We start from the raw sequence: 23,228 nt of genomic DNA on the forward strand, positions 1-23,228 counted from the left end.
CCTCTCCATGGGCGCGGCCATAAACCGCGCCCATGCGCACTCTTTTTGCCGCCGCGCTCCTTGCCGGCTCCGCTTCCGTCGCCATCTCGCCCGTGATGGCCCAAACGACTCCCGCTCCGATCCTGACCACGCCTGAGGCGAAGGACGTCTGGACCCACGCCGAGCCGCAAGTGGCGCGCGTCACCCATGTCGCGCTTGACCTCGATGTCGATTTCGCCAGCAAGACGCTGGCCGGCAGCGCCGTGCTGGACATTCTGGCCGCGCCGGGCGCCACGCAGATCGTGCTGGACGTCAACGACATGGACGTGTCCGCCGTCACCGACGCCTCGGGCAAGCCGCTGAAGTGGACGGTCGGCCCCAAGGACACCGCGAACGCCGATATCGGCTCGGCCCTCACCGTCGAACTGGCCGGCGCAACGAAGATCAAGATCGCCTACCGTTCCAAGCCCGGCGCCACCGCGCTGCAGTGGCTGCCGCCGGAAATGACCTTCGGCAAGAAGAAGCCGTTCCTGTTCAGCCAGGGTCAGGCGATCCTCAACCGTTCCTGGGTGCCCACGCAGGACAGCCCCGGCGTCCGCCAGACCTGGGAAGCCACCCTTCGCGTGCCGGGCGACATGGTTGCGGTGATGAGCGCCGAGAAGCTTTCGGGCGACAAGGGCGAGGCCCTGCCCGACGGCCGCCGCCAGTTCCGCTTCCGCATGGACAAGCCGGTGCCGCCCTACCTGATCGCCTTCGCGGTGGGCGACCTGAAGTTCAAGTCGCTCGGCCCCCGTTCGGGCGTCTGGACCGAGGCGCCGATGCTGGACAAGGCGGCGAAGGAGTTCGTCGATGTCGAAAAGATGATCGACGCCGCCAGCAAGCTCTACGGTCCCTATCGCTGGGGCCGCTACGACATGCTCGTGCTGCCGCCCGCCTTCCCGTACGGCGGCATGGAAAACCCGATGCTGACCTTCCTGACGCCGACCATCGTCACGGGCGACCGCTCGAACACCGATGTCGTCGCGCATGAGCTGGCGCATTCGTGGTCGGGCAATCTCGTCACCAATGCCACATGGTCGGATTCGTGGCTGAACGAGGGCTTCACCACCTACTTCGAAAACCGCATCATGGAATCGCTCTACGGCAAGGAGCAGGCTGCTACCTATGCCGATCTCGACTGGGATGTGATGCAGCGTGAGATCGCCGCGGCCGGCGGCCAGACCGGCGCCGCCACGCGCCTGAACGGCGAACCGGGCGCGGGCGAGGTGGACTACACCAAGGGTTCCAACTTCCTGCGCATGATCGAATATACCGTGGGCCGCGCAAAGTGGGACGCCTACCTCACCTCCTACTTCGACCGTCACGCCTTCCAGCCGCAGACCACCGCCGGCTTCCTTGCCGACCTTCGCGAACGTCTGCTGAAGGGTCAGCCGGAACTGGAACTGAAGCTTCAGCTCGACCGCTGGGCCTACGGCGCCGGCCTGCCGGACAACGCCGTGCGCGTCCACAGCGCGACGCTGGCCAAGGTCGATACCAAGCTGGCCGCCTTCAACGCCGGCGGCCCAGCCAGCGCCGTGCAGCCCGCCGGCTGGACCACGCAGGAATGGCTGCGCTTCCTCAACGGCATCGACCGCCAGCAAAGCCCGACGCGCCTGAAGGAACTGGACGAGACGCTGGGCCTCTCCGCCTCGGGCAATGCCTATATCCAGTCGGCCTGGTTCGAACTGGCCATCGCCAACCGTTACGATCCGGCGGTGCCCTATCTGCGCGCCTATCTCTCGCGGATCGGCCGCGGGCTGCTGGTCTATCCGCTCTACAAGGGGCTGATGAAGCAAGGTGACTGGGGCCAGCCGAAGGCGCGGGACTTCTTCGCCGAGGCCAAGCCAACCTACCATCCCTCCACCGCCGCCGGGATAGAGCGCATCCTGGCCGCCGACGCGAACGCGCAGTAGGCCGGCCCGTATGACCCGCCGCTTCGGTTCCGCCCCCGGCCCCGCCGAGTTCGAGGCCCTCGCCCACGCCGCCTTCGCGCGCATCCCGCAGCCGTTCGCGCAGCACCTCGACGGGATTACCGTCCATGTCGAGGAGTTCGCGGACGAAGAAACACTGCACGCGCTGGGGATCGAGGATGCCTGGGACCTGACCGGGCTTTACCACGGCCGTCCGCTGGACGAGGAATCGGTATGGGTTTCGGGCGAGTTCCGCCCGCGCATCACGCTCTATCGCCAGCCGCTGCTGGCGGAGTGGTGCGAAACCGATGTGTCGCTGGAAGACCTGGTGACGCATGTGGTGGTGCATGAGGTCGGGCACCACTTCGGCCTGTCGGACGACGACATGCACGCGCTGGAAGACGACGCGGATTGAACGGTCCTCCCCGGCACGGGGAGGTGGCAGCGCGCAGCGCTGACGGAGGGGTGTAACCGGCGCGGTAGTCCGCCACCGGGAGGCTGACACCCCTCCACCACCCTTCGGGCGGTCCCCCTCCCCTTGCAGGGGAGGATTTGGTGATCGCCGACAGGTCTCTCAAAACCCGACCTCGTCGCCCCCGCGAAGGCGGGGGCCCCGCTTCCTCTCTGCCACGCCCGCGAAGAAAAGCGGGATCCCCGCCTGCGCGGGGATGACGGGGAGTGTTGGATGCAAACGCTCCGAAATGCTCAGCTGGTGAACAGCGCCTTGCGGATCACCGCGTGCACGCCGTAGTTCCCGTTCACGACCTGCGACACGCCGAAGTCCACGCCTACCGACAGCAGCGAGATCGCCTCGTCCTCGGTCAATTGCTTGGCCGTCATCAGGAAGCGCCGCGCCTTGCGGAAGGCGTCGCGCATCGCCGCATCGATCGAGCTTTGCTTGTAGACCTCGCTCTGCGCGTCCGGCCCCAGTTCCTTCAGGTAATTGGGGTGCGAGAAGCCCATGATCACCCATTCGGTCTCGGTCTCGATCAGTGGGTAATCGACGTCCTTCAACTGCTCCATCACGCCCGCGCCCTTGTGGTGGACGATCTGGATCAGCCCGGTCATCGAACATTCGATGGCCGTGCCGCAAAGCTCGCTGTCTCCCTGCGAGGCATGGGGATCGCCCAGCGAGAGCAGCGCGCCGGGCACTTGCACCGGCAGGAAAACCCGCGCGCCGGGGCCGGTGCGCCAGTTGTCGAGATTGCCGCCAAAGCTGGCCGGCGGGACGGAATCGACAAGGCCGTTATGGTTCGGCGCCACCGCGATCACGCCGAAGTGCGGGCGGATCGGGATCTCGACGTTCTGCAGGATGTCGTAATTCCGCTCGATGCTTTCCGGGTTCACCGGCACGCCCGGATAGTCGTAGCGCGCATGGGTGACGCCCGAAGGATCGACTTGCGGCGTCCAGCGATAGGAATAGACCGCGTGGGCCGTGGGCAGACGCCCGCCGGCGGCTTCCACCTCGTAGATCGTCACCACCTCGCGGTTTTTCGGCTCGGTCAGCAGATCGTTGTAGTGGAAGCCCCAGTAAGTTGCGGCGTTGGAGCCGAAGCTTTTGCCGGCAAAGCGCGGATTGCCGCTGGGGCGGGGCTTCAGGTCCAGGATGCGCACTTCGATCAGGTCGCCCGGCATCGCGCCTTCGATGTGGATCGGCCCGGTGCAGATATGCACGCCGAAGCCCTCGCCCGGCCCGCGTCCGAAGGCGCTGGCGTCCATCGGCCCCGCGCCGCGCCGCTCTACCGTTTTGCCGCAGTGGTCCCAGTGGTAGACGCTCTCCACCCCGGCATCGCCTTCGACCATGCGCTCCGGATCGTCGTTGGCGTGATGGGTCAGCGCCTCGATCGTCACGAAGTCGCCAGACCGCACGCGAAGCGCCGGCTTCAGGTCCTTGCTGAGATAGCCCCAGTGGATCGTTTCGGGCGTGGCCGGCAGGTGGTGATGGCGCGAGGTGCCGGTGTCGCCCATGTAGGCGGGCACTTGAGGACCTTCGTCGGCCGGTTCTTCAAGCTGCTCGTCGAGAACTTCCTCGACCTCGACCGCCTCGTCGGCCTTCGCGGCGCGCTCCTTGCGGGTGGGTCGGCCGCGACGCAGCAGTTCGACCGCCTCCTGCTCCTGCGGCGGGGCCTTGCGGTATTCGCGGGGTGAAATGCCGTACTGCTCGCGGAAGGCACGGCTGAAAGAGGCGCTGTCGTTGAAGCCCCATTCGAACAGGATGTCCGAAATCGACTTCTGCACGTGAAGCGGGCTGCGCAAGTCGAGCCGGCAGCGTTCGAGGCGGCGCACCTTCACATAGTGGCCGAAGCTGTCGTCGATCGATTCGAACAGCTTCTGGAGATAGCGGGGCGAGATGCCGTGCTCGGCGGCGACCTGCTGGTAATTGAGATCCGGGTCGGACAGGCGAATCTCGATGGTCTGGAAGATGCGTTCCAGCAGCGCCGCACGCATGCCCGCCGCGCCGCCCAGCGCCTTGGCGGGCGCATTGTCGAGCAAGGCGGTGACGAGGAATTCGGGGAAGGCCAGTTCGACAGGTCGCGCCTGATCGGTGGTGATGTCCGTCAGGGTATCGGCCAGCGAACGCAGCATGCCAGCGAAGATGCGCGCCGAGCCGCTGTCTGTGGCGATCTTGCGCGGCGGGCCGCTGATCGGGGTCTTGAGGCGGGCGCTGAGTTCGCTATGCGGCACTTGCACGATCAGGCTGCGGTTATCGCCCGCAAAGGCCAGATTTACCGGCGTATCGCCGCGCCCGCAGATGATGTCCCCATCGGCAAGGCGCAGTTCCTGCCCGGCATCGCGCATCGTGGCGCTGCCGTCCAGGATCATCGCCAGCCAATAGGTCGCCGGCTGATCGCGGAAGTCGATGGTCCAGGACTGCGCAGTGCCGGTGACGCGGATGAAGTCGATATGGGTGCTGGAGCGGAAATGGATCAGCTCGCCATAAAGCGTCGCCTCATCCGCCTCGTCCAGCGTGAGCGACAGGCGTTTGAGCGCGAACCGCCAGGCGTCGCGGCGCTGCTCCTTGGGGTAGACGTTGGTCGTTATGCGCAAGCGAGAACCACCCTGAAATCGGTGGCACCCTTCCCGAGTGGGCGTCCAATTCTATACTTTGGCGACCTTGTGACGAAAGGTGTATCGAGCCTCCCGTCCCTCGGCAAGGGCAGCGTATATGTTAGTCGAAAGGCGTCTCGTTGCCGTACACACTGGTGCCAACCTGCTCTACCGGCGCGTCGCCCCGGCCGCAGACGGCAAGCATCGTCAGGGCGTAGACCAGCGCGCTGGAGGCCATGTCTGCGCCGGTCGGCCGCCAGCGCGGCATGCCGGTGGTGACGGCGGGCACGCGGTGCATGTTGAACACGTTGTGATCGCGCCACATGCTGGAATAGACCGGGTGCGCCGGCTCCACGCTCGCGCCGCGCGCCAGCCGGGTTGCGGCATCGACCGCGCCGACCAGCGGCGCGACTTCGGAAGGCCGCGCCTCGAAACCGTGGCGGACGACCACCGGCTCGACGTCGAAAGCCTCCACATCGACACCGCGCATGGCTTCCATGATGCCGTGATAGGCATCGGCCGCCTTCTGGCGCGGGTTCAGCGAGACGTCGATATAGAGCGCGCAAACCTCGGTCCCCGCGCCGAAATCGATCGGCATGCCGCCGCGTACCGAGGCGATCTGGACCTTGGGATGGATCGCGCCGCTGGCGGTCTCCATGATCGAATCGCGCTCGAACTTCAGGCCCCAGGCGTGGAGTGCATCGATCACCGGGCCAAGGCGGTAGATCGGATTGGGATGGCGGCGCGGATCGGTGGGCGCGTCGAGGATCGGCGAGAACACGCCCTGCCCGAAGATCCGCACGCGGTAGAGCGCATAGCCGCAGCCCTGCCAGGTCAGACCGAAGTCGGTGCCCTCGGCCGCGATCGCATAGTCCGGCGCGACGCCGCCGTGGTGGAACAGGTAATGAGCGCCGATGTCCTTGCCGTTCCAGCCGATGCCGGCGAATTCCTCGATCGGTTCGGGGCCAATCTCTCCGGGGCAGGCAGTGAGCCAGGTCTTGCCGGACAGGCCGATGCCTGCCTTGCGCAGCGCCTTGGCGGCGATCAAGAAGCATGACATCGGCCCGCGATCGTTGCTGACCGGATAGCCGCGCAGGCGGCCTTCCTCGTCCAGCCAGCACTGGCTCCATTCGGGATCGGCCAGTGTGGAATCGCGATAGCGGAACTTGTCATGCTCGCGCATGCCGCTGGGGCTTTCGGTGTCGAGATGCGCGGTGAACAGCAGGTTCGCGCCGCGTCCGGTTCCGCCGTATTCGCCGATCACATTGGGGCGTTCGGGCGTGGCGCCGACCTTGCGCGGCTTGAAACCCTCCTTGGCCATCCAGTCGTGGACGAATTCGGCCGCTGCCAGTTCCTCACGCGAGCGGCTGGGAATGTTGCCCAGCGTCAGCGCCAGTTCGACCAGTTCGTCGGTGTCGATGGCTGCGGCGATGGCGGCGCGTTCTTCCTCGCTGACCGCGTAGGGTGCCTTGGCGGGATCGGCGAAAGTCGGGACGGGATCGGGCATATCGGCCAAAGTCAGGCTCCGTGAGTAATCAGTGACCCGCAGCGAAGAGCGTTTCACTCTCCGCCTCGCGGCCATAGCGCGGCAGAAGCATGAGCAGCAGCGCGCCTGCCAGCAGCGCCGCGCCAACGCCGACCAGCGCCGGACGATAGGAGTGGCGCGCGTCGAATACGAGGTCGAGCAGGATCGGCGTCGTCCCCTGCGCGGCGATCACCGCCGAATACATGGCGCCGATCACCGATCCGAAATGCCGCGTGCCGAAGTAGCGGGCGATGAAATAGGGCAGCGCGCCGAACTGGCCGCCGAGGCCGATGCCCAGCAGCGCCCCGCCGACGATCAGCAGCGGCGTGCCCTGCGCGGTTTCCAGCAGCACGAGGCCGACCACCGCCATCAGGTACATCGGCACCGCCACGCGCGGAGTCTGGATCTTGTCCATGATGCGGCCCGTGGCGATCTGCCAGCCGGACGTGACGAGCGCGAAGACGCTGACCACCGCCGTGCCGGTCGTCACCGAAAAGCCCCGGTCGGACAGGATCGGCACGACATGGCTGAACACCGCCGTGGTCCCGCCCGCGCCTGCCGCCAGTGCGATCAGGATCAGCCAGAACATCGGCGTCTGCGCCGCTTCGCCCAAGGTCATGCCCTCGCGCTCGATCGCCGCTTCCCCGCCGGCAACGGCGGCGCGGTCGCGCAGCAAGAGGACCAGCAGCGGCAGCGCGATCACCAGCATGAAGGCGCTGATGCCCAGATAGCCCGCACGCCAGCCCCAGGTCTGCACCAGCACGGCGGCCAGCACCGGCAGCACCACCGAGCCGATCCCGCAGCCACCGCCAGCGCTGATGCCAAGGGCTGTGCCGCGATTCTCGTCGAACCAGTCGGCGATCACCTTCTGGAAGATCGGCGTGCCCGCCATCGCCCCGAACACCGCGAGTACGGTGAAGGTCGCATAGAACTGCACCAGACTACCGCTGTTGAGCGCCAGCGCCGCAATCGAGAGCGAGAGGCCGAAAATGCCGATCAGCAGCGTCTTGCGCGCGCCGGCCTTGTCGATGTGGCGGCCGATCAGCGGATAGGTGATCGCGCCCACCAGCGCCAGAATGCCCAGCACGCCGGAAACGCTCGCACGGCTCCAGCCGAACGCCTCGGTCAGCGGCACCAGAAACAGGCCGAAAACGGCATGCACCGCCGGTGTCACGCTCACCGAATTGCCCAGCGTGCAGGCGAACAGCACGCCGCCTCTGGAGCCCTTCCCCCCGAATCCCTTCAAAGCACCGGCCATACGCTGGGAACCTCCAGTTTCGCGCGGGCGAGCACCGCCGCGCCGGTCTTCTCGACCTGATGGTAGAGCTTTTCCTCGTCGATCAGAGTGGAGCGGTAATTGTCGACCACCCGCCGCCCGTCGACCCACACCGAATGAACGCCGCGCCCATCGGCCGACCAGACCAGCTGGTTCACCACATTCATCAGCGGCCGCCACTCGGGCCGGTTGCGGTCGTGCAGTACGAAGTCCGCCTTCATCCCCGGCTTCAGCGCACCGACCGTGCCCGCGAGGCCAGCCCCGCGCGCACCGTTGACCGTGGCCATTTCCAGCACTTTGGTCGCGGGGAAGAGATCGGAATTACGCAGCGCATCCTTGAACAGACCGGCGCAGGCGAACATCGCGCGCATCATGTCGGCCGCGTTGCCGTTGTTGTTGCCATCGGTGCCGAGTTGCAGATTGACGCCCGCCTCCACCATCTGCGGAAAGCGCCCGGCCGCGCTGGCACCATAGGCCCCCTTCATCGCCGTCATCGGGCAATGCGTCACATTGGTGCCGCTCGTCGCCAGCAGCTCCACCTCACCCCCGTCGAGGTGGATCGCATGCGTGAGCGAGAGGTGCGGGCCGAGCGCACCGAGTTCGGCCAGATGCGCAATCGCACGCAGGCCGCTCTCGGCAAGGTAGAATTCGGGATCGGCGGGGTCCGCGCTCATGTGCGCGGAAATGCCGGTGCCACTCTCGCGCGCCAGCAAGGTCGCCTCGCGCCAGAGATCGTCGGTGGCGGTGTTGTGGCCCACCAGCAGCGGCCAGGCGGTCAGCAGCGCATCGCCCGACGCAGGATAGCGCACAAGCTGCGCTTCCAGCTTGGCTACGGCAGCCATGGTGAGCGCGGCCTGATCCTCGCCCGGCGCGAAAGCACGGTCCTGCACCCATTGGCCGATCCGCCCGCGAATGCCGGTTTCCGCCAGTGCATCATGCACTGCGCCAAGATCGAGGATCGTCCCCGCCTCGACGAAAGTGGTGGTTCCGCTGCGCAGCATTTCCAGCGCGGCCAGCGTCGCGGCGACGGCTTCGTCCTGTGGTTCCTGCGCCAGATAGGTCGGTATCAGCCAGCCGAAGACATTGGCATGCCAGTCGGTATCGTCCGGCACCGCGCCGCGCGTGATCGGCTCCCCGGTCATGTGGACGTGGCAATTGACGAAGCCCGGCGTGACCACGAAGCGGTCGGTGCCGTCGATCACCTCGCGCACGGCAACGGAGCGCTCCACATCGTCGGATGCGCCCACCGCGACGATCCGGTCCCCGGCGACGGCAATGGCGCCATCGCGAAACACGCGCCGCTCGTCATCCATGGTGACCAGCCAAGCGTGGCGGATCAGCAGGTCTGCGGGGATCGGCGCCACAGGATCGCTGCCCCCGTTTAACATCAAGCCTGCCAGGCTTTCGCGACCGCATCGGTCGTGGTCAGCAGCACGCAGTTCTTCTCCATCGCCGAAAGCGAGCTTTCGTGCAGCCCCGGCTCGTAGGCGGCGCTGGCGTCGGAGACGAGGAACACGTCGTAATCGTGATGGAAGGCAGAGCGCGCCGTCTGATCCACGCAGCAATCGGTGGAGAGGCCGCAGATCACCAGAGTCTGGATCCCGCGTGCGCGCAACTGCGCGTCGAAATCGGTGCCGTGGAAGCTGTCATAAAGCAGCTTGGCGATCTCGATATCGCCTTCCTCGGGAAAGATGCGGTAATAGTCCGCCCCGCCATCGGCGACGCGGCAGATCGCTTCGCCCCCCGGCTGCCCGCGCCGGACCATCAGGGTCTTCAGCGCGCGCGAGTCGGTTTCGGGGCTGGTGACGACGCGCATCAGCGCCACTGTGGCTCCAGCGCCGCGCGCCGCCGCCACCAGCTTCTCGCAATTGTCGATCGCCGCTTCGGCGGGCGAGAGATCGACCCCATAGCGGCCCAGCACCCCCTGCGGCGCGGCGAAATCGACCTGAATGTCGACGACCACCAGCGCGGTCGTCTTCGGATCGATCATCCCGGTGAGGGCAACGGCATCCACATGGGGCAGCTCGTCAGCGCGCAGCGGCATCGGATCAGCCCTCCACCGCGGCGGCAACCTTGTCGGGGAACCGCTCACGCAAGGCGGGCAGGATTTCCGCGCCGAAGACCGGCAGGCTCTTGATGTAATCGTCGAAGATCAGCATCAGCCCGTCAGTGCCGGAGGCTTCGAGCAAGTCACCCACCTGATCGGTCACGCTCTTCGCGCTGCCGACGATTTGGGCGGACATGAACGAACTGCGCGCCTTGCGGGTGAAATCGTTCTCCTTGCCGATCTCTGCATCCAGGAAGCCGTAAGCGCGCATCATCCCCGCCAGCGCCCCTTCGTCGAGGCCGGCGGCATAGTGCTGCGCGGTGGCCTTGGCGGCATCGTCGCTGTCGCCGATCACCAGCGTCATCATCGAATAGGTGCGGATGTTGCGGCCATATTCGGCGGCGATGGTCTTGGCACGATCGCTGTTCTTGGCGAGTTCGGCGCCGGTGCCGCCCGAAAGGAAGATCGCGTCCATTTCCTCGGAAGTCAGGCGCATGCCGATCTCGGACGATCCGGCGCAGACAAGGAACGGGCGCTGCTCCGGCTTGGGCCAGGATTCGCAATCGTCCAGCGTCACGTAATCGCCGTGCATGGTGACGGATTCGTCGCTCCACAGCGCCTTCACCGCGCGCACCCATTCGTAGGCGAGGTCGTAACGCTGATCGTGATTCACGTCCTCGGGCCAGGCGCCCATCTGCGCGAACTCACCCTTGTAGGAACCGGTCACGACGTTCAGGCCGGCGCGGCCACCGCTCACCTGCTGCAGCGTCGCCATCATCTTGGCCGCCACCGCCGGGTTCTGCAGCAGCGTGTGCAGCGTGGTGACGATGCGCGTCTTCTTCGTCACTTCGGAAAGCGCCGCCATCAGCACGATCGGATCGAGCGAGGAATCCCAGTGCTTCGTCTCGCCGCCGTAGCCGCGGAACTTCGACATGGACATGATGAAGTCCATGCCCGCCTGCTCGGCCAGCAGCGCGCACTGGCGGTTGTAGGCGTAGGAGCCGTCCAGCTCCGGCTTGTTCTTCGACAGGATCCAGCCGCCATTGGCGACCGGCAGGAACAGACCAAGGTCCTTGCCGCCGCGGTCGGAGGGAAGGCCAAAGGGTGTCAGCGGATGCGGGTTCATCTCAGTCCTCTGCAAATTCTTGTTCGGTGCTGTCCTGAGATCAGCCTAAGGCAACGCCCGCCCGGTTCTTGATCGGCGGCGCATGTTCTGTTGCCGCCCCCGACAACAAATCCGCCACCGCCGCGCGCATCGGCATGGACGGCGCCGCGCCCTGCCCCAAGGTACAGAGCGCTGCCGCCGCGCTGGCCCAGGGCAGCGCTTCGGCAAGGCTGCGCCCTTCGTCCAGCAGCGCCGCAAGAGCACCGCAGAAACTGTCCCCCGCGCCCACGGTATCGACCGGGATCACCGGCACGGCGGGCACGTGAATGTCCCAGTCCTTCCTCACCGCCACCGATCCGCGCGCGCCGAGCGTGACGACCACCGCCTGATCGTCATGCCGGATCAGGCCCCGCGCCTCCCGCACCACGGCGGGCAGCGCATCGACCGGGCCGCAGCAGGCGTAGGCAGCGAGTTCGGTCTGGTTGACCACCAGCACATCGACGTGATCGAGCAGCGCGTCCGCCGCCAGCACGGCGGGCGCGGCGTTGAGGATGCGGATGCATTTGGAATTGCGGAACACCGGCAGCAGCGCGCCCACCGGCACTTCCAATTGGGCCAACAGCACCCCCTCCATAACCGGACCGGGCGGGCTGAGCCGCGCATTCGCCCCGCTGACGACGACGATCTGGTTCTCCCCTTCGGCATCGACGGCGATGTAGGCCGTGCCGGTTTCCACCCCTTCCAGCGCGACTACGCCGGAAACCGCGATCCCGTCGCGCGCCAGCCGGTCGCGCATCCAGCGCCCGGCATCGTCCTCTCCCACCGCGCCGACCATGCGCGTTTTCGCCCCCATGCGTGCGGCGGCAACCGCCTGATTGGCGCCCTTTCCGCCCGGTAATTTCGCCGTTGCCTTGGCGATGACCGTCTCGCCCGGCAGCGGCAGGTGATCGAGCGAGGTGATGATATCGAGATTGATCGAACCGACGATGTGAACTGCCAAGTTTGCCGCTCCGCTATTCTTGAACCGCCCCTTCGCGGAGCCACGTTCTGCAAGTGCAACATCGGGTGCAGCATGGCCCGCCTTGCAGGGTCAAGCCTGTGCTGGCGCCGTGCGTCCCCGCACAATAATTGCGGGTTCCAGCGCCAAGAGCCTTCGCGCGCGTGCGATCTAACTTTGCCGCACACTCTACGCCTTTCGCCTTTTGGGAGACATGCGAATAATGACTACCTGGCTCATCACCGGCATCGGCGGAGGCCTTGGCCGCGCCCTTGCCGAAGCCGCGCTCGCACGCGGGGACACCGTCGTCGGCACCACCCGCAAGGACAGCGACCCGGAGTTCGAGGCACTCGCCCCCGGCCGCGCCCGCGCGCTTTCAGTCGATCTGACCGACGAAGCCTCGGTCAAGGCCGCTGTCGCCAAGGCGGAGGAGATCACGGGCGGCATCGACCGGCTGGTCAACAACGCCGGCTACGGGCTGATCGGCGCGATCGAGGAAGTCTCCATCGAAGAGGCCAAGGCGCTGTTCGACGTAAACCTCTTCGCCCCGCTGCGCCTGTTGCGCGCACTGCTGCCCTATATGCGCGCGCGCCGGGCGGGCCATATCATCAACATCACCTCGGTCAGCGGCCATGCGCCCTGGGCAGGCACGGCGCTCTACGGCGCCAGCAAGTATGCGATGGAGTGCATCGGCCAGACGCTGGCGCAGGAAGTGGCGCCGATGAACATCCGCGTCACCAATGTCGCCCCCGGCGGCTTCCGCACCGGCTTTGCGGCGGCGGGACTGAAAATTGCCGAGGCCGATATCGCCGATTACGAGGACGTCGCCCACTTCGCGCGCCGCAGCCTGACCGAAGGGGCGGGCAAGGAAAAGGGCGATCCCGCGCGCGGAGCCGCGGCGATCCTGACCGCGCTCGACGCCGCCGAGCCGCCGTTGCACTTGTTCCTTGGCGAAGACGCGCTGCATTACGCGGGCGATCAACTGGAATTCGTGGGCAAGCAGATGCGCGAGTGGGAAGCCCTGTCGCTCTCCACCGCCTTCGAACCCGCCTGATGCACAAGACCGTGCTGCCCGACTGGGCGGTGAAGCGGGGGCGGGGTTACAACCATTTCCCCTCGCTCGATCCCCTCGGCACTGCGCTGGTGGTGATCGACATGCAGGCGGCATTCGTGGGCGAGGGCGAAGTCTTCGGCAATGCCCATGCCCGCGACGCCATCGCGCCGTGCAACCGGCTCGCCGAAGCTATGCGGCGCGCGGGCGGCACGGTGATCTGGATGCGCCAGACCACTAGCGACGAGCCGCCGCTGGCCATGCCGGACTGGCAGTACGACCGCTCCGACCCGTTCGTGGCGCGTGCGATTGCGGCGCTGCGGCTGGGGGAAATTTCGCACGATCTCGACCCGGCAATGGTGCGCGAGGCTGGTGATCTGGTGCTCGACAAGTACCGCTATAGTGCCTTTTCCTGCCCGGAGCAGGCATTGGAAAAGGCACTGCGGGAACTGGGCACGGAGACGCTGGTGCTGACCGGCACGCTCACCAATGTCTGCGTGGAATCCACTGCGCGCGAAGCGAACATGCGCGGCTGGAAAGTGATCGTCGTCAGCGATGCCTGCGCAGCGGTGACCGATGACGAGCACAATGCCGCACTGATGAACCTGCGGCTGAATTTCGCCGACGTGCGCGGTTCGGATGAGGTGTTGGCGATGCTTGCGGAGAGAGTTTGGCTTAGTCTCTGCAACTCATCACCGGTCATACGAAACCTGACGCCGGAACTGACAGTGCCGAAAAGAGCTTTCGAAAATCCTCCCCTGCAAGGAGATGAGGACCGCCCCCGCTCATCCTGAGCTTGTCGAAGGAAGGGTGGCGTAGGGTGTCAGCCTCTCCGTCGCACACTACCGCGCCGGTTACACCCCTCCGTCAGCGCCCCGATATAGGGTGGGCGCTGCCACCTCCCCTTGCAGGGGAGGATTTGGACATTACGCCGGCTGGCGCAGCTCCTCCACCAGCCGCGGCACATCGGCCAGTGCGCGCAGGGCGTCGTTGAGGTGGGTGCAGCCTTCCGGACCGCGCAGCATCTCCAGCACGTCCTCGCGCACCTCGCCCAAGTTACGGCCGACGAGCCGCGCGACGTTGTGGACGGCGCCGGGGCACTCGCGGAACGGCAGAATGCGCGCTTCGGGGGTGAGACTCAGCACTTCCAGCGTCTCGGCATCGACAGTCGCGCCAAGGTTGTATTCGTGGATGGCGACGCGGCCGCCTTCGCGCAGCTTGGCGCTGTCCTGAAAGGCGGAGGCGATGTGGATCAGGTTGCCGTCTAGCGTCACATCGATGCGGCGGGCGCGGCGGAAGCCGGGGCCTTCGTGTTCGAGGAACTCGTGCCAGCCCTCCGGATCGGCCGGGTTGCGCAAGTGTCCGGCATCCGCATCGGCGACATTTTCCAGCGCGACGCCGCCGGTGACGCCGCTGTTGCCCTCCTGAAGTCCCCAGCAGACATTGGTGCGCTGGGCCAGAACCGGGTTGTCTGCACTGTCACCCAGCCGTTTCTTGAGCAGTTCCATCCGCTCGGGAAACCATTGGCCCCATGCGAAGGAAGAGACGAGCGCGGTGCCCGAAAGATCGTCGAGCACGAGGTAGAGCGGATCGGCCTGCGCGATCAGGTCCGGCATGATTTCGCGCAGGGCCATGCGCAGATGTCCGCCCGCACGCGCGCCGACGAGCTGATCGATGCAGGCAGGGGCGGGCTCTGCGGCGATCTGGGTGATCGTCTTGTCCTCGGTCATCCGCAGCGAGAATTCGCCCTTGGCCAGCGTGCGGCCACTGCCGTCCGGCCCGGTCAGATAGTCGCGCGCGCGGCCGACGAAGAGGCGCTGGCCGTCCACGCCATCGGGCCAGGCGACATCGATGCTGGAGGTGCGGCGCAGCGAGTTCGCGGGGCGCGCGGGGGCGGGGTTGGCCGTCTGGCGCGGAGGCGGCGGGTAGGACGCAGAGGGAATTTGCGTGGTCATGGTGGCATCCTGCGATTTTGCTTTTCGCCGGTCAGCCTGACACCTTCACCAGCAGCTTGCCTAGATGGTTGTTGCCAGAAAACACCCCGGCGAAGGCTTCGGGCGCTGCCTCCAGCCCCTCGACCACCGACTCGAGGCAGTGGATGCGCCCCTCCGCAATCCAGCCGGCGATGTCGTCCAGCGCCTGCTGGCCGCCGACGAGAAAGCCGCCGAAACCCTTGATCTCCAGCCCCTTGGACATGATCGTGCGGAAGAAACCGGGCAGGCGGTCCGGCCCCGGACCTTCCATGCCCATCCCGTAATAGGCGATGAAGCCGCAGACCGGCATCCGCGCCCCGCGCTTGAGGTGGGGAAGGACGGCCAGCATCACGTCGCCGCCGACATTGTCGATGAAGACATCCGCGCCTTCGGGCAGGGCCTTGGCCAGTTGCTGTGCGAAGTCCGGCGCCTTGTAGTCGGCGGCGGCATCGAAGCCGAGGTCGATCAGCCCCCGGCACTTGTCCGGCCCGCCGGCGATACCGATCACGCGCGCGCCGCGAATCTTCGCGATCTGTCCGGCAAGGCTGCCCACCGCGCCGGCTGCGGCCGAGATCACCACTGTCTCGCCCGCCGCGACGCGGCCGATGCCGATCACGCAGGCATGGGCGGTCTGCCCCGGCATCCCCAGCGCACCGAGTGCAGTCGAAACGGGCGCCTGCGCGGGATCGAGCTTGCGTGGCGGCCCGCGCCAATCGGCCTTGTCCGGCGCGACGATCGCATATTCGCGCCAGCCGGTGCGGTCCTCCACCACGTCCCCCACCGCATAGCCGGGGTGGTTGGACTGAACGACCGCGCTGACGGTCGGCCCGTACATCACTTCGCCCGGATGGACCTGGGTGACGCCGGAAAGCCGCTTTTCATCGATGGCGAAGCGGATCAGCGGGTCGAGGCCGAGCCAGAGCGTCCGCAGCAGTATCTCGCCCTCGCCCGGTTCGGGGATCGGGGCCTGCTCCACGCGGAAGTCGGCGGGTTTCGGATTGCCCACGGCATAGCTTGCCAGCACCACCTGCTTCATGGTGCCGCTCACCACAGTTTCACCGTCACCGCCGACATGCCGCGATGGTCGAGGCCGCGATATTCGGGTTTCGGCCTGGCGGGGTCGAGCGTCATGTTCGGGAAGCGGTCGAGCAATCCGTTGATCGCCACCACCATCTCCTGCCGGGCGACATCCATGCCCAGGCAGCGATGCGGGCCGAAGCCGAAGCCCATGTGATGCTCCTTGCGCCGGAAGATGTCGTATTCCTCGGGCTTGTCGAACACCGCCGGATCGTGGTTGGCGGCGCCGAGGCACAAGTGGATGCGGGTGCCGGCGGGGACCTTCACGCCCTCCATCTCGGTATCCTCCATGCAAAGGCGCATGAACACCGGATCGGTGGCGCGCCAGCGCAGGCCCTCTTCCACCGCAAGGTCTATCAGGCTGCGATCTTCGCGGCAGGCTTCCCAGAAGTGGCGGTGCGTCATCAGCGCATCGATGGTGATGCCCAGTTGCCGCCATGTCGTGCCGCCGCCCGCGAAGATGGCGAGCTTGCAGTAGCCGAACAGCTCATCCTCGGTGAGCGGGCGCTTGGTGCCGTCCTCATGCGTGATCTCGCAAGCGATCAGGCCGGCGATCAGGTTGTCGCCGGGCTCGCGCTGGTTCTCCGCGATCAGGCGGCGCAGCGTGCCGTCGACCCAGGCGCGCGCCTCGGCCGCTTCCTCGGGCGGCAGGTTGCGCGCGCCGAAGGTGGCGCGGTTGAGCTGATAGCGGAACTCGATCACGTCCTCCCCCTCCAGGCCGATGGCGCGGGTGACGGTAGCCATCGGCAAGCGCGCGCAGAGGTCGGTGTTGAGGTCGGTCGTCTCACGGTCCCGGATCTGGTCGAGCAGGACGTCCACCGTCTCCTCGATCCAGCGCTTGTTCCACCAGTCCAACACCTTGGGTCGCTTGAACAATGGCTGCGCGGCAGAACGCAGGCGCTTGTGCGGCTTGCCGACCATCGAGAGGATGGTGGTGCCGATCGTGCGCACTCCGGCACTCTCGTTATAGCCCTCGGACGAATAGAGTTGGTTCTCGCGAAAGCCGATCTCGCAGGCGCGATAGGAGAAGAACGTCATGTTCTCTCGCGGCGGGCCGAGCATGTCGACCATTTCCGGCACGCCCAGCAGGTCGCGCAGGGTGCCCTTGTGAACCGCGCCCGCCTCGCGAAGACGGTTCATGTCCTCGGTATAGTCGCGGCGCGGGTCGACGCCGGAATTGGCCTCCACCTTGTCGACATCGAACATCTCCGCATAGCGCGGATTGTCCGACAGCAGCGATGCGAGCGCGTTGGAGCGGGAATCGTTACCCGAATAGGGACAAGTTGCCATGGTCAGCCTCCTACCTTGCGACCGGCCGAGAGCCCCCCGTCCACGGGAAGGTTCACGCCGGTCACGTTGCTGGCGAGATCGGAACAGAGGAACAGCGCCGCCGAAGCGGTATCACGCGGGTCGATGGCGCGGCCCAGCGGATGCGCGCGGCCCATGCCTTCCAAAATGCGGTCGCGATGCGCGCTGTCGGGGTCCATCCCGGCATAGTGGGTGAGCATGCCCGCCGGGCAGACCGCGTTCACGCGGATGCCCTTGTCCGCCACTTCGATGGCGAGCGCGCGGGTAAGCTGCACCACCGCGCCCTTGGTGGCGCCATAGAACACGCCGCCGTAACCGATCAGCCCGGCGACCGAGGCGGTGGAGACGATGGCCCCGCCCTCTCCCTGCTTCTCGAACTGCCGGATCGCCGACTGGCACCCATGGATCACGCCCATCACGTTCACCTCGGCCACGCGGCGCATGTCCTCGCCCTCGCATTCCACCAGCGTGCGCAAGCCTTTGCCGGGAATCGGGCTGATGGTGATTCCTGCGTTGTTGTAGATGCAGTCCAGCCGCCCGAACGCCTCCACGCCTGCCGCCACCGCGCCATCGACCGAGGCGGGATCGGAAACGTCGCACGCGGCGGCGATGGCCTCTCCCCCTTCGGCGCGGACCATGGCCGCCGTCGCCGCCGCATTGTCGCCATTCACGTCCACCGCGATCACTTTGGCGCCATGTTCGGCAAAGAGCAGACAGGCGGCGCGGCCGACGCCCGATCCGGCCCCGGTAATCAGTGCGACTTTGCCTTCGAGCAGTCCTTGCATCCCGGTCCCTCCTTACCCGCCGATATTAAGCGTGGTCATGATCTGGAATTCGCGCAGGCCCTCGACGCCGCGCTCGCGGCCAAGGCCGCTCATCTTGATGCCGCCGCCGCTGGCATGGCTGGATGCGAGCGCACCGTTGACGTTCACCGCACCGCTGCGGATCTTCAGCCCCACTTCCAGCGCCTTGACCTTGTCCTTGCCGTGGACCCAGCCGGACAGGCCGAAGCGGCTGTCATTGGCCATTTCCACCGCGTGATCGAGGTCGCGGTAGCCGATCACCGAAACCACCGGCCCGAAGATTTCCTCCTGCGCGGCGGGATTGGCGTTGTCGGGCAGGTCGAGCACGGTGGGCTCGAAGAAATAGCCCTTCTGCAGCCCGTCCGGCCGCTTGCCGCCGCAGACCACGCGGCCTCCCCCGGCGACGGCAGCGGCAACGAAGTGCTCGCACCGCGCGCGCTGGGCGGCGCTGACGACCGGGCCAAGCTGCGTCGCCGGATCGCCGGCCGGGCCGATCTTCACACCGGAGAGCAATTTCGCCATCGCCTCCAGCACTTCGGCCTTGCTTTCCTGCGGCACGAAAACGCGGGTGCCCAGCACGCAGCCCTGCCCGGCGTGCGAGGTGCAGACGCTCATCGCCGCCATGGCCGCGCGGTCCACCGAATCCGGCAGGTAGATTTGCGCTGACTTGCCACCGAGTTCGAGCACCAGCCGCTTCAGCGTCGTCGCCGCCTGCTTCGCAACCTCCACGCCCACGGTGGAGGAGCCGGTGAAGCTCACCATGTCCACGCGATGGTCACTGGTCAGCGCCTGCGCGCCTTCCACGCCCGCTTCGATCACCAGGTTGAACACGCCCTTCGGCAGCCCGGCTTCCTCGGCCGCCTCGGCAAACACGGCGGACGACAGCGGCGTCAGCGGGTTCGGCCGCAGGATCACCGTATTGCCCGCCACCAGCGCCGGCACGACTTTCCAGAGCGCGGTATAGAAAGGCACGTTGTAGGCCGAAATCGCCGTCACCACCCCGATCGGCGACCAGCGCTTGACGCTCTGCACCGTGAAATAGGGGTTCACCCGCTCGTGCAGCGGCAGCGGATTGTCCTCGATCTCCGGCAGGCGCAGGGCCATCTCCACGATCTCGCGCGCCATGCGCAGGGGGGAGGCGACTTGCGCGCCCATCACCGTGGAGGACACCGGGCAGCCCGCCTCGCGCACGGCCAGCTCCTTCAGCCGATCCGCGCGGGCGGCCATGGCATCGGCGAAGCGCAGCATCGCCGCGCCGCGTTCCTTCATGGTCAGCCCCGACCATGCGCCCGAATCGAAAGCGCGCCGGGCGCTGGCGATCGCCTGCTCTACCTGTTCGATGGAAAGCCCGTTGACCCGCGCGACAAGGCTCTCGTCGGACGGATCCAGCACGTCGAACGCCATGCCCTGCCCGGCAACGAACGCGCCGTCGATGAAGCCTGCGTGATCCAGCGGCTCTCTCCCAGATAATTCGTATTTGTGAATTTCTTTTCGCAAAACAGACTATCGAAGCGAATGGGGCGCGTCAATCGCGAGGGCGCTGGCTGGAACCGGACTGCCCGCTGGCGGTTGCCTCGCTATCCGGGCCCACCTATCTCTCGGGCCTATCTCCACGGCAGCCGGCGCTGCCGCCCGCGAAACCAGCGAGGACCCGCACACCATGGCTTTCACCGATTTCCTCCGTCAGCAGTGCTACATCGACGGCCAGTGGTGCGATGCCGATAGCGGGGCCTCGTTCGAAGTGACCGACCCCGGCAGCGGCGCGGTGCTGGGCACGGTGCCGAAGATGGGCGCGGACGAAACCAATCGCGCCATCGATGCCGCCGAGCGCGCGCTTCCCGCCTGGCGCGCCAAGACTGCGGGCGAACGCTCGAAACTGATGCGCAAGCTGTTCGACCTGATGATCGCGCATCAGGACGATCTGGGCGAACTGCTCACCCGCGAACAGGGCAAGCCGCTGGCCGAAGGGCGCGGTGAGATCGCCTATGGCGCCAGCTTCATCGAATGGTTCGCCGAAGAGGCCAAGCGCGCCTATGGCGACACCATCCCCGGCCATGCCGCAGACCGCCGCATCGTCGTCATCAAACAGGGCGTCGGCGTCGTCGCTGCGATCACGCCCTGGAACTTCCCCAATGCGATGATCACCCGCAAGCTGGGCCCGGCACTGGCGGCGGGCTGCACGATCGTCATCAAGCCCGCATCGGCCACGCCTTATTCCGCGCTCGCCATCGCGCATCTGTGCGAACTGGCCGGCATTCCGGCGGGCGTCGTCAATGTCGTGACCGGCAGCGCCGGGCAGATCGGCTCCGCGCTGACGGCCAGCCCCAAGGTCGCCAAGCTGACGTTCACCGGCTCCACCGAGATCGGCCGCGATCTGCTGCGCGAATGTGCGGAGACGATCAAGAAGACCTCGATGGAACTGGGCGGCAATGCGCCGTTCCTGGTGTTCGACGATGCCGATGTCGATGCCGCGATCGACGGTGCGATGATCTCCAAGTTCCGCAACGGCGGCCAGACTTGCGTGTGCACCAATCGCTTCTACGTGCAGGATGGCGTCTATGACGAGTTCGTGGAGAAGCTGGCCAAGCGCGTCTCGGCCATGAAAGTCGGCTACGGCATGGACGCGGGCACCGAAGTCGGCCCGCTGATCGACGAAAAGGCGGTCGAGAAGGTGGAGGAACACTTGGAAGACGCCATCGCCGGCGGCGCGCGGGTGCTGGCGGGCGGCCAGCGCAACGAGCGCGGCGGCTCGTTCTTTAACCCCACCGTGGTTGCCGGCGTGAAGCCGGACATGAAGCTGGCAAAGGAAGAGACTTTCGGACCGCTGGCCGGCGTGATCCGCTTCACCAATGAGGCCGATGCCATCCGCATGGCCAACGATACCGAATTCGGCCTCGCCAGCTACTTCTACGCCCGCGACATCAGCCGCGTCTGGCGCGTGGCCGAGGCGCTGGAGGCGGGCATGGTGGGCATCAACACCGGGCTGATCTCTACCGAAGTGGCACCGTTCGGCGGCGTCAAGCAGTCTGGCCTTGGGCGTGAGGGTTCGCACTATGGCCTCGATGACTACATGGAGGTGAAGTACCTCTGCATGGGCATCAAGCCAGCGGACTGATCCGCCGGAGAGACGCCTCCACCCGGCACGTCCACGCGACTTCCCAAAATACGCTCGTCGTCCCCGCGAAGGCGGGGATCCCGCTTGTCCTTTGGGCACGCAGAGACGCAGAGGGACGGTGAACTACTGCGCAGCCGCTCTGCGCCTCCGCGTGTCCGCGTGAATCAAAAAGCGGGGCCCCCGCCTTCGCGGGGGCGACGAATGCGGGTTTGGACAAGCCAGCGTCCACCCCGACCCCGACGCAATCCCCCCCCTCAACGACGCCACTGCGAAGTTTTGAACGGCCGTTCAAACTTGCTCTTCCCGACAAGCCCCATTTCCGTTTAGCCCTATTCCCCAACGAGGCGCGCCATGCGCCGCATGGGAGAATGCAATGTCCTACAAGGTTGCCATCGTCACCGGCGCCGCCGCCGGCATCGGCGCGGCCTGCGCGAAGCGGCTGGCGAAGGAAGGGGTGGCCGTGGGCGTGCTCGACCTCGATGCCGAGCGCTGCGCCGATACCGTCAAGGCCATTCGCGAAGGCGGCGGCACCGCCATCGCACTGGGCGCGGACGTGTCCAACCGCGAATCCGTGAAGGCCGCCGTGGAGCAGGTGCGTGAAGCGCTGGGCCCGGTCTCGATCCTGGTCAACAACGCCGGCGTCACCGACTTCACCCCATTCGAAGAACTGACCGACGAGCGCTGGGACTTCATCTACGCGGTCAACGTGCGCGGCCTGTTCATCATGACGCAGGAATGCCTGCCCGACATGAAGAACGCGGGCTGGGGCCGCATCGTCAACATCTCGTCCTCCAGCGCGCAAACCGGCGCGGTGAACATGATCCCCTATTCCTCATCGAAGGGCGCGGTAGTGACCATGACCCGTTCGATGGCGCAGGAATTCGGGCCTTACGGCATTACCGTGAACAATATCCCGCCAGGTTCGGTGATGGGTACGATCATGTCCGAAGCCAACCGCGAGCGCTTCCAGATCCCCACCGAAGTGCTGCTGCAGACCATCCCGGTCCGCCGCATGGGCGAGCCCGACGACATCGCCAACGCCTGCGCGTGGCTCTGCGACGAGCGCAGCCAGTACGTCACCGGCCAGACCATCGGCGTGAACGGCGGGCGCGTGGTAACCTGATCCAAATCCTCCCCTGCAAGGGGAGGGGGACCGCCCGAAGGGTGGTGGAGGGGTGTCAACCTTTCGACCGCGCGCGACCGCGCCGGTTACACCCCTCCGTCAGCGCTGCGGGCTGCCACCTCCCCTTGCAGGGGAGGAACTACTCTCCGGAACACACAAAAAGGGCCGACGGATCGCTCCGCCGGCCCTTCCTTCACATGGGGTGTGAACTTGTGTGGCCTCAGGCCTTCTCGGCCTTGTCAGCCTCATAACGCTCGATCGCTTCGATCACGATCTGGCGGGCTTCGTCGGCGCCGCCCCAGGTGCCGACGCGCACCCACTTCTCGGCCTCAAGGTCCTTGTAGTGCGTGAAGAAGTGCTCGATCTGGCTGAACACGATCGGCGGAAGGTCGCCCTTTTCCTGCACGTCCGAATAGTACGGGAAGGTCTTGTCGTCAGGCACGCAGACCAGCTTTTCATCGCCGCCGTGCTCGTCTTCCAGGTTCAGCACCGCGATCGGGCGCACGCGCACGACCGAGCCCGGAACGAAGGGCGAACGGGCAACGACCAGCGCGTCCAGCGGGTCACCGTCGGGCGAAAGGGTGTGCGGCACGAAGCCGTAGTTTGCGGGGTAGCGCATCGGCGTGTGCAGAATGCGGTCCACGAAGAGCGCGCCCGAATCCTTGTCGAATTCGTACTTTACCGGCTCACCACCAACGGGAACCTCGATGATGACGTTCAGGCTCTCCGGCGGATTCTTGCCGACAGGGATCATGTCGATGCGCATGTTGGTCCTTTTCAAAGGGCACGATTTGAGCGGCGCTACTGACAGTGTGCCGCTTTGAACTTTGACGGCGGGGCTTAGCGGCACGG

19 protein-coding genes are annotated in these 23,228 nt (G+C 66.4%); 6 read left to right on the forward strand and 13 right to left on the reverse strand.

Annotation, left to right across the window (positions count from 1 at the left end; translation table 11 throughout):
- Window positions 1-32 precede the first annotated feature (32 nt).
- Window positions 33-1,931: a M1 family metallopeptidase gene (locus ACZ1JV_RS25350; protein ID WP_465151031.1), complete on the forward strand. Its 1,899-nt coding sequence runs from the start codon at window positions 33-35 to the stop codon at window positions 1,929-1,931.
- A gap of 10 nt (window positions 1,932-1,941) precedes the next feature.
- Window positions 1,942-2,343 carry a metallopeptidase family protein gene (locus ACZ1JV_RS25355; RefSeq protein ID WP_465137064.1) on the forward strand — a complete coding sequence of 134 codons (402 nt, stop codon included), beginning with the start codon at window positions 1,942-1,944 and terminating at the stop codon, window positions 2,341-2,343.
- A 290-nt stretch (window positions 2,344-2,633) separates the two neighbouring features.
- On the opposite strand, the gene ACZ1JV_RS25360 is transcribed toward ACZ1JV_RS25355, so the two are convergent.
- The 7 genes from ACZ1JV_RS25360 to ACZ1JV_RS25390 all read right to left on the reverse strand — a co-directional run bounded on the left by ACZ1JV_RS25360 (window position 2,634) and on the right by ACZ1JV_RS25390 (window position 11,929).
- On the reverse strand, window positions 2,634-4,976 hold the full coding sequence (locus tag ACZ1JV_RS25360) for an acetamidase/formamidase family protein (protein WP_465151032.1): 2,343 nt from the start codon (window positions 4,974-4,976) through the stop codon (window positions 2,634-2,636).
- Window positions 4,977-5,097: 121 nt separating this feature from the next.
- Window positions 5,098-6,483 (reverse strand): zinc-binding metallopeptidase family protein, encoded by a 1,386-nt coding sequence (locus tag ACZ1JV_RS25365; protein WP_465152653.1) that lies wholly within the window; start codon window positions 6,481-6,483, stop codon window positions 5,098-5,100.
- 28 nt (window positions 6,484-6,511) lie between these two features.
- Entirely contained in the window at window positions 6,512-7,711 is a 1,200-nt protein-coding gene (locus ACZ1JV_RS25370) for an MFS transporter (protein ID WP_465151033.1), read from the reverse strand.
- 32 nt (window positions 7,712-7,743) lie between these two features.
- Window positions 7,744-9,141 carry an amidohydrolase family protein gene (locus tag ACZ1JV_RS25375; RefSeq protein WP_465151034.1) on the reverse strand — a complete coding sequence of 466 codons (1,398 nt, stop codon included), beginning with the start codon at window positions 9,139-9,141 and terminating at the stop codon, window positions 7,744-7,746.
- A gap of 23 nt (window positions 9,142-9,164) precedes the next feature.
- Window positions 9,165-9,821, reverse strand: a complete 657-nt coding sequence (locus ACZ1JV_RS25380; RefSeq protein ID WP_465151035.1) for a cysteine hydrolase family protein — start codon at window positions 9,819-9,821, stop codon at window positions 9,165-9,167.
- A gap of 4 nt (window positions 9,822-9,825) precedes the next feature.
- Complete coding sequence (locus ACZ1JV_RS25385) at window positions 9,826-10,950, reverse strand: LLM class flavin-dependent oxidoreductase (RefSeq protein ID WP_465151036.1); 1,125 nt, start codon at window positions 10,948-10,950, stop codon at window positions 9,826-9,828.
- Window positions 10,951-10,990: 40 nt separating this feature from the next.
- Window positions 10,991-11,929 carry a ribokinase gene (locus ACZ1JV_RS25390; RefSeq protein ID WP_465151037.1) on the reverse strand — a complete coding sequence of 313 codons (939 nt, stop codon included), beginning with the start codon at window positions 11,927-11,929 and terminating at the stop codon, window positions 10,991-10,993.
- Window positions 11,930-12,149: 220 nt separating this feature from the next.
- Between ACZ1JV_RS25390 and ACZ1JV_RS25395 the strand changes: the two genes are divergently transcribed.
- Window positions 12,150-12,980: an oxidoreductase gene (locus ACZ1JV_RS25395; RefSeq protein WP_465151038.1), complete on the forward strand. Its 831-nt coding sequence runs from the start codon at window positions 12,150-12,152 to the stop codon at window positions 12,978-12,980.
- Complete coding sequence (locus ACZ1JV_RS25400) at window positions 12,980-13,771, forward strand: cysteine hydrolase family protein (protein ID WP_465151039.1); 792 nt, start codon at window positions 12,980-12,982, stop codon at window positions 13,769-13,771. The genes ACZ1JV_RS25395 and ACZ1JV_RS25400 overlap by 1 nt, the downstream gene beginning before the upstream one ends.
- 132 nt (window positions 13,772-13,903) lie before the next feature.
- Here ACZ1JV_RS25400 and ACZ1JV_RS25405 read toward each other — a convergent pair whose 3' ends face one another.
- Genes ACZ1JV_RS25405 through ACZ1JV_RS25425 form a run of 5 tightly spaced genes read right to left on the reverse strand, consistent with a single transcriptional unit; the run spans window position 13,904 to window position 19,635 of the window.
- A complete protein-coding gene (locus tag ACZ1JV_RS25405; RefSeq protein WP_465151040.1) occupies window positions 13,904-14,932 on the reverse strand; it encodes a DUF2889 domain-containing protein in 1,029 nt (342 codons plus the stop codon).
- A 31-nt stretch (window positions 14,933-14,963) separates the two neighbouring features.
- Complete coding sequence (locus ACZ1JV_RS25410) at window positions 14,964-15,998, reverse strand: NADP-dependent oxidoreductase (RefSeq protein WP_465151041.1); 1,035 nt, start codon at window positions 15,996-15,998, stop codon at window positions 14,964-14,966.
- A complete protein-coding gene (locus tag ACZ1JV_RS25415; protein WP_465151042.1) occupies window positions 15,995-17,317 on the reverse strand; it encodes a cytochrome P450 in 1,323 nt (440 codons plus the stop codon). The genes ACZ1JV_RS25410 and ACZ1JV_RS25415 overlap by 4 nt, the downstream gene beginning before the upstream one ends.
- A gap of 2 nt (window positions 17,318-17,319) precedes the next feature.
- Complete coding sequence (locus ACZ1JV_RS25420) at window positions 17,320-18,120, reverse strand: SDR family NAD(P)-dependent oxidoreductase (RefSeq protein ID WP_465151043.1); 801 nt, start codon at window positions 18,118-18,120, stop codon at window positions 17,320-17,322.
- A gap of 12 nt (window positions 18,121-18,132) precedes the next feature.
- Window positions 18,133-19,635, reverse strand: a complete 1,503-nt coding sequence (locus tag ACZ1JV_RS25425) for an aldehyde dehydrogenase family protein (protein ID WP_465151044.1) — start codon at window positions 19,633-19,635, stop codon at window positions 18,133-18,135.
- A 163-nt stretch (window positions 19,636-19,798) separates the two neighbouring features.
- On the opposite strand from ACZ1JV_RS25425, the gene ACZ1JV_RS25430 reads away from it, so the two are divergent.
- Window positions 19,799-21,253, forward strand: a complete 1,455-nt coding sequence (locus tag ACZ1JV_RS25430) for an NAD-dependent succinate-semialdehyde dehydrogenase (protein ID WP_465151045.1) — start codon at window positions 19,799-19,801, stop codon at window positions 21,251-21,253.
- A 373-nt stretch (window positions 21,254-21,626) separates the two neighbouring features.
- On the forward strand, window positions 21,627-22,376 hold the full coding sequence (locus ACZ1JV_RS25435; protein WP_465151046.1) for an SDR family NAD(P)-dependent oxidoreductase: 750 nt from the start codon (window positions 21,627-21,629) through the stop codon (window positions 22,374-22,376).
- A gap of 220 nt (window positions 22,377-22,596) precedes the next feature.
- On the opposite strand, the gene ppa is transcribed toward ACZ1JV_RS25435, so the two are convergent.
- A complete protein-coding gene (gene ppa, locus ACZ1JV_RS25440; RefSeq protein ID WP_465151047.1) occupies window positions 22,597-23,142 on the reverse strand; it encodes an inorganic diphosphatase in 546 nt (181 codons plus the stop codon).
- Window positions 23,143-23,228: the final 86 nt, after the last annotated feature.

Source organism: Novosphingobium sp. BL-S-19 (assembly GCF_055521675.1).

What these genes read in the sequence shown, in the direction of transcription:
- ACZ1JV_RS25350 (WP_465151031.1), top strand. Translation starts at nt 33, where the DNA reads ATGCGCACTCTTTTTGCCGCCGCGCTCCTTGCCGGCTCCGCTTCCGTC.
- ACZ1JV_RS25355 (WP_465137064.1), top strand. Translation starts at nt 1,942, where the DNA reads ATGACCCGCCGCTTCGGTTCCGCCCCCGGCCCCGCCGAGTTCGAGGCC.
- ACZ1JV_RS25365 (WP_465152653.1), bottom strand. Translation starts at nt 6,483, where the DNA reads ATGCCCGATCCCGTCCCGACTTTCGCCGATCCCGCCAAGGCACCCTAC.
- ACZ1JV_RS25380 (WP_465151035.1), bottom strand. Translation starts at nt 9,821, where the DNA reads ATGCCGCTGCGCGCTGACGAGCTGCCCCATGTGGATGCCGTTGCCCTC.
- ACZ1JV_RS25385 (WP_465151036.1), bottom strand. Translation starts at nt 10,950, where the DNA reads ATGAACCCGCATCCGCTGACACCCTTTGGCCTTCCCTCCGACCGCGGC.
- ACZ1JV_RS25395 (WP_465151038.1), top strand. Translation starts at nt 12,150, where the DNA reads ATGACTACCTGGCTCATCACCGGCATCGGCGGAGGCCTTGGCCGCGCC.
- ACZ1JV_RS25400 (WP_465151039.1), top strand. Translation starts at nt 12,980, where the DNA reads ATGCACAAGACCGTGCTGCCCGACTGGGCGGTGAAGCGGGGGCGGGGT.
- ACZ1JV_RS25405 (WP_465151040.1), bottom strand. Translation starts at nt 14,932, where the DNA reads ATGACCACGCAAATTCCCTCTGCGTCCTACCCGCCGCCTCCGCGCCAG.
- ACZ1JV_RS25415 (WP_465151042.1), bottom strand. Translation starts at nt 17,317, where the DNA reads ATGGCAACTTGTCCCTATTCGGGTAACGATTCCCGCTCCAACGCGCTC.
- ACZ1JV_RS25420 (WP_465151043.1), bottom strand. Translation starts at nt 18,120, where the DNA reads ATGCAAGGACTGCTCGAAGGCAAAGTCGCACTGATTACCGGGGCCGGA.
- ACZ1JV_RS25430 (WP_465151045.1), top strand. Translation starts at nt 19,799, where the DNA reads ATGGCTTTCACCGATTTCCTCCGTCAGCAGTGCTACATCGACGGCCAG.
- ACZ1JV_RS25435 (WP_465151046.1), top strand. Translation starts at nt 21,627, where the DNA reads ATGTCCTACAAGGTTGCCATCGTCACCGGCGCCGCCGCCGGCATCGGC.
- ppa (WP_465151047.1), bottom strand. Translation starts at nt 23,142, where the DNA reads ATGCGCATCGACATGATCCCTGTCGGCAAGAATCCGCCGGAGAGCCTG.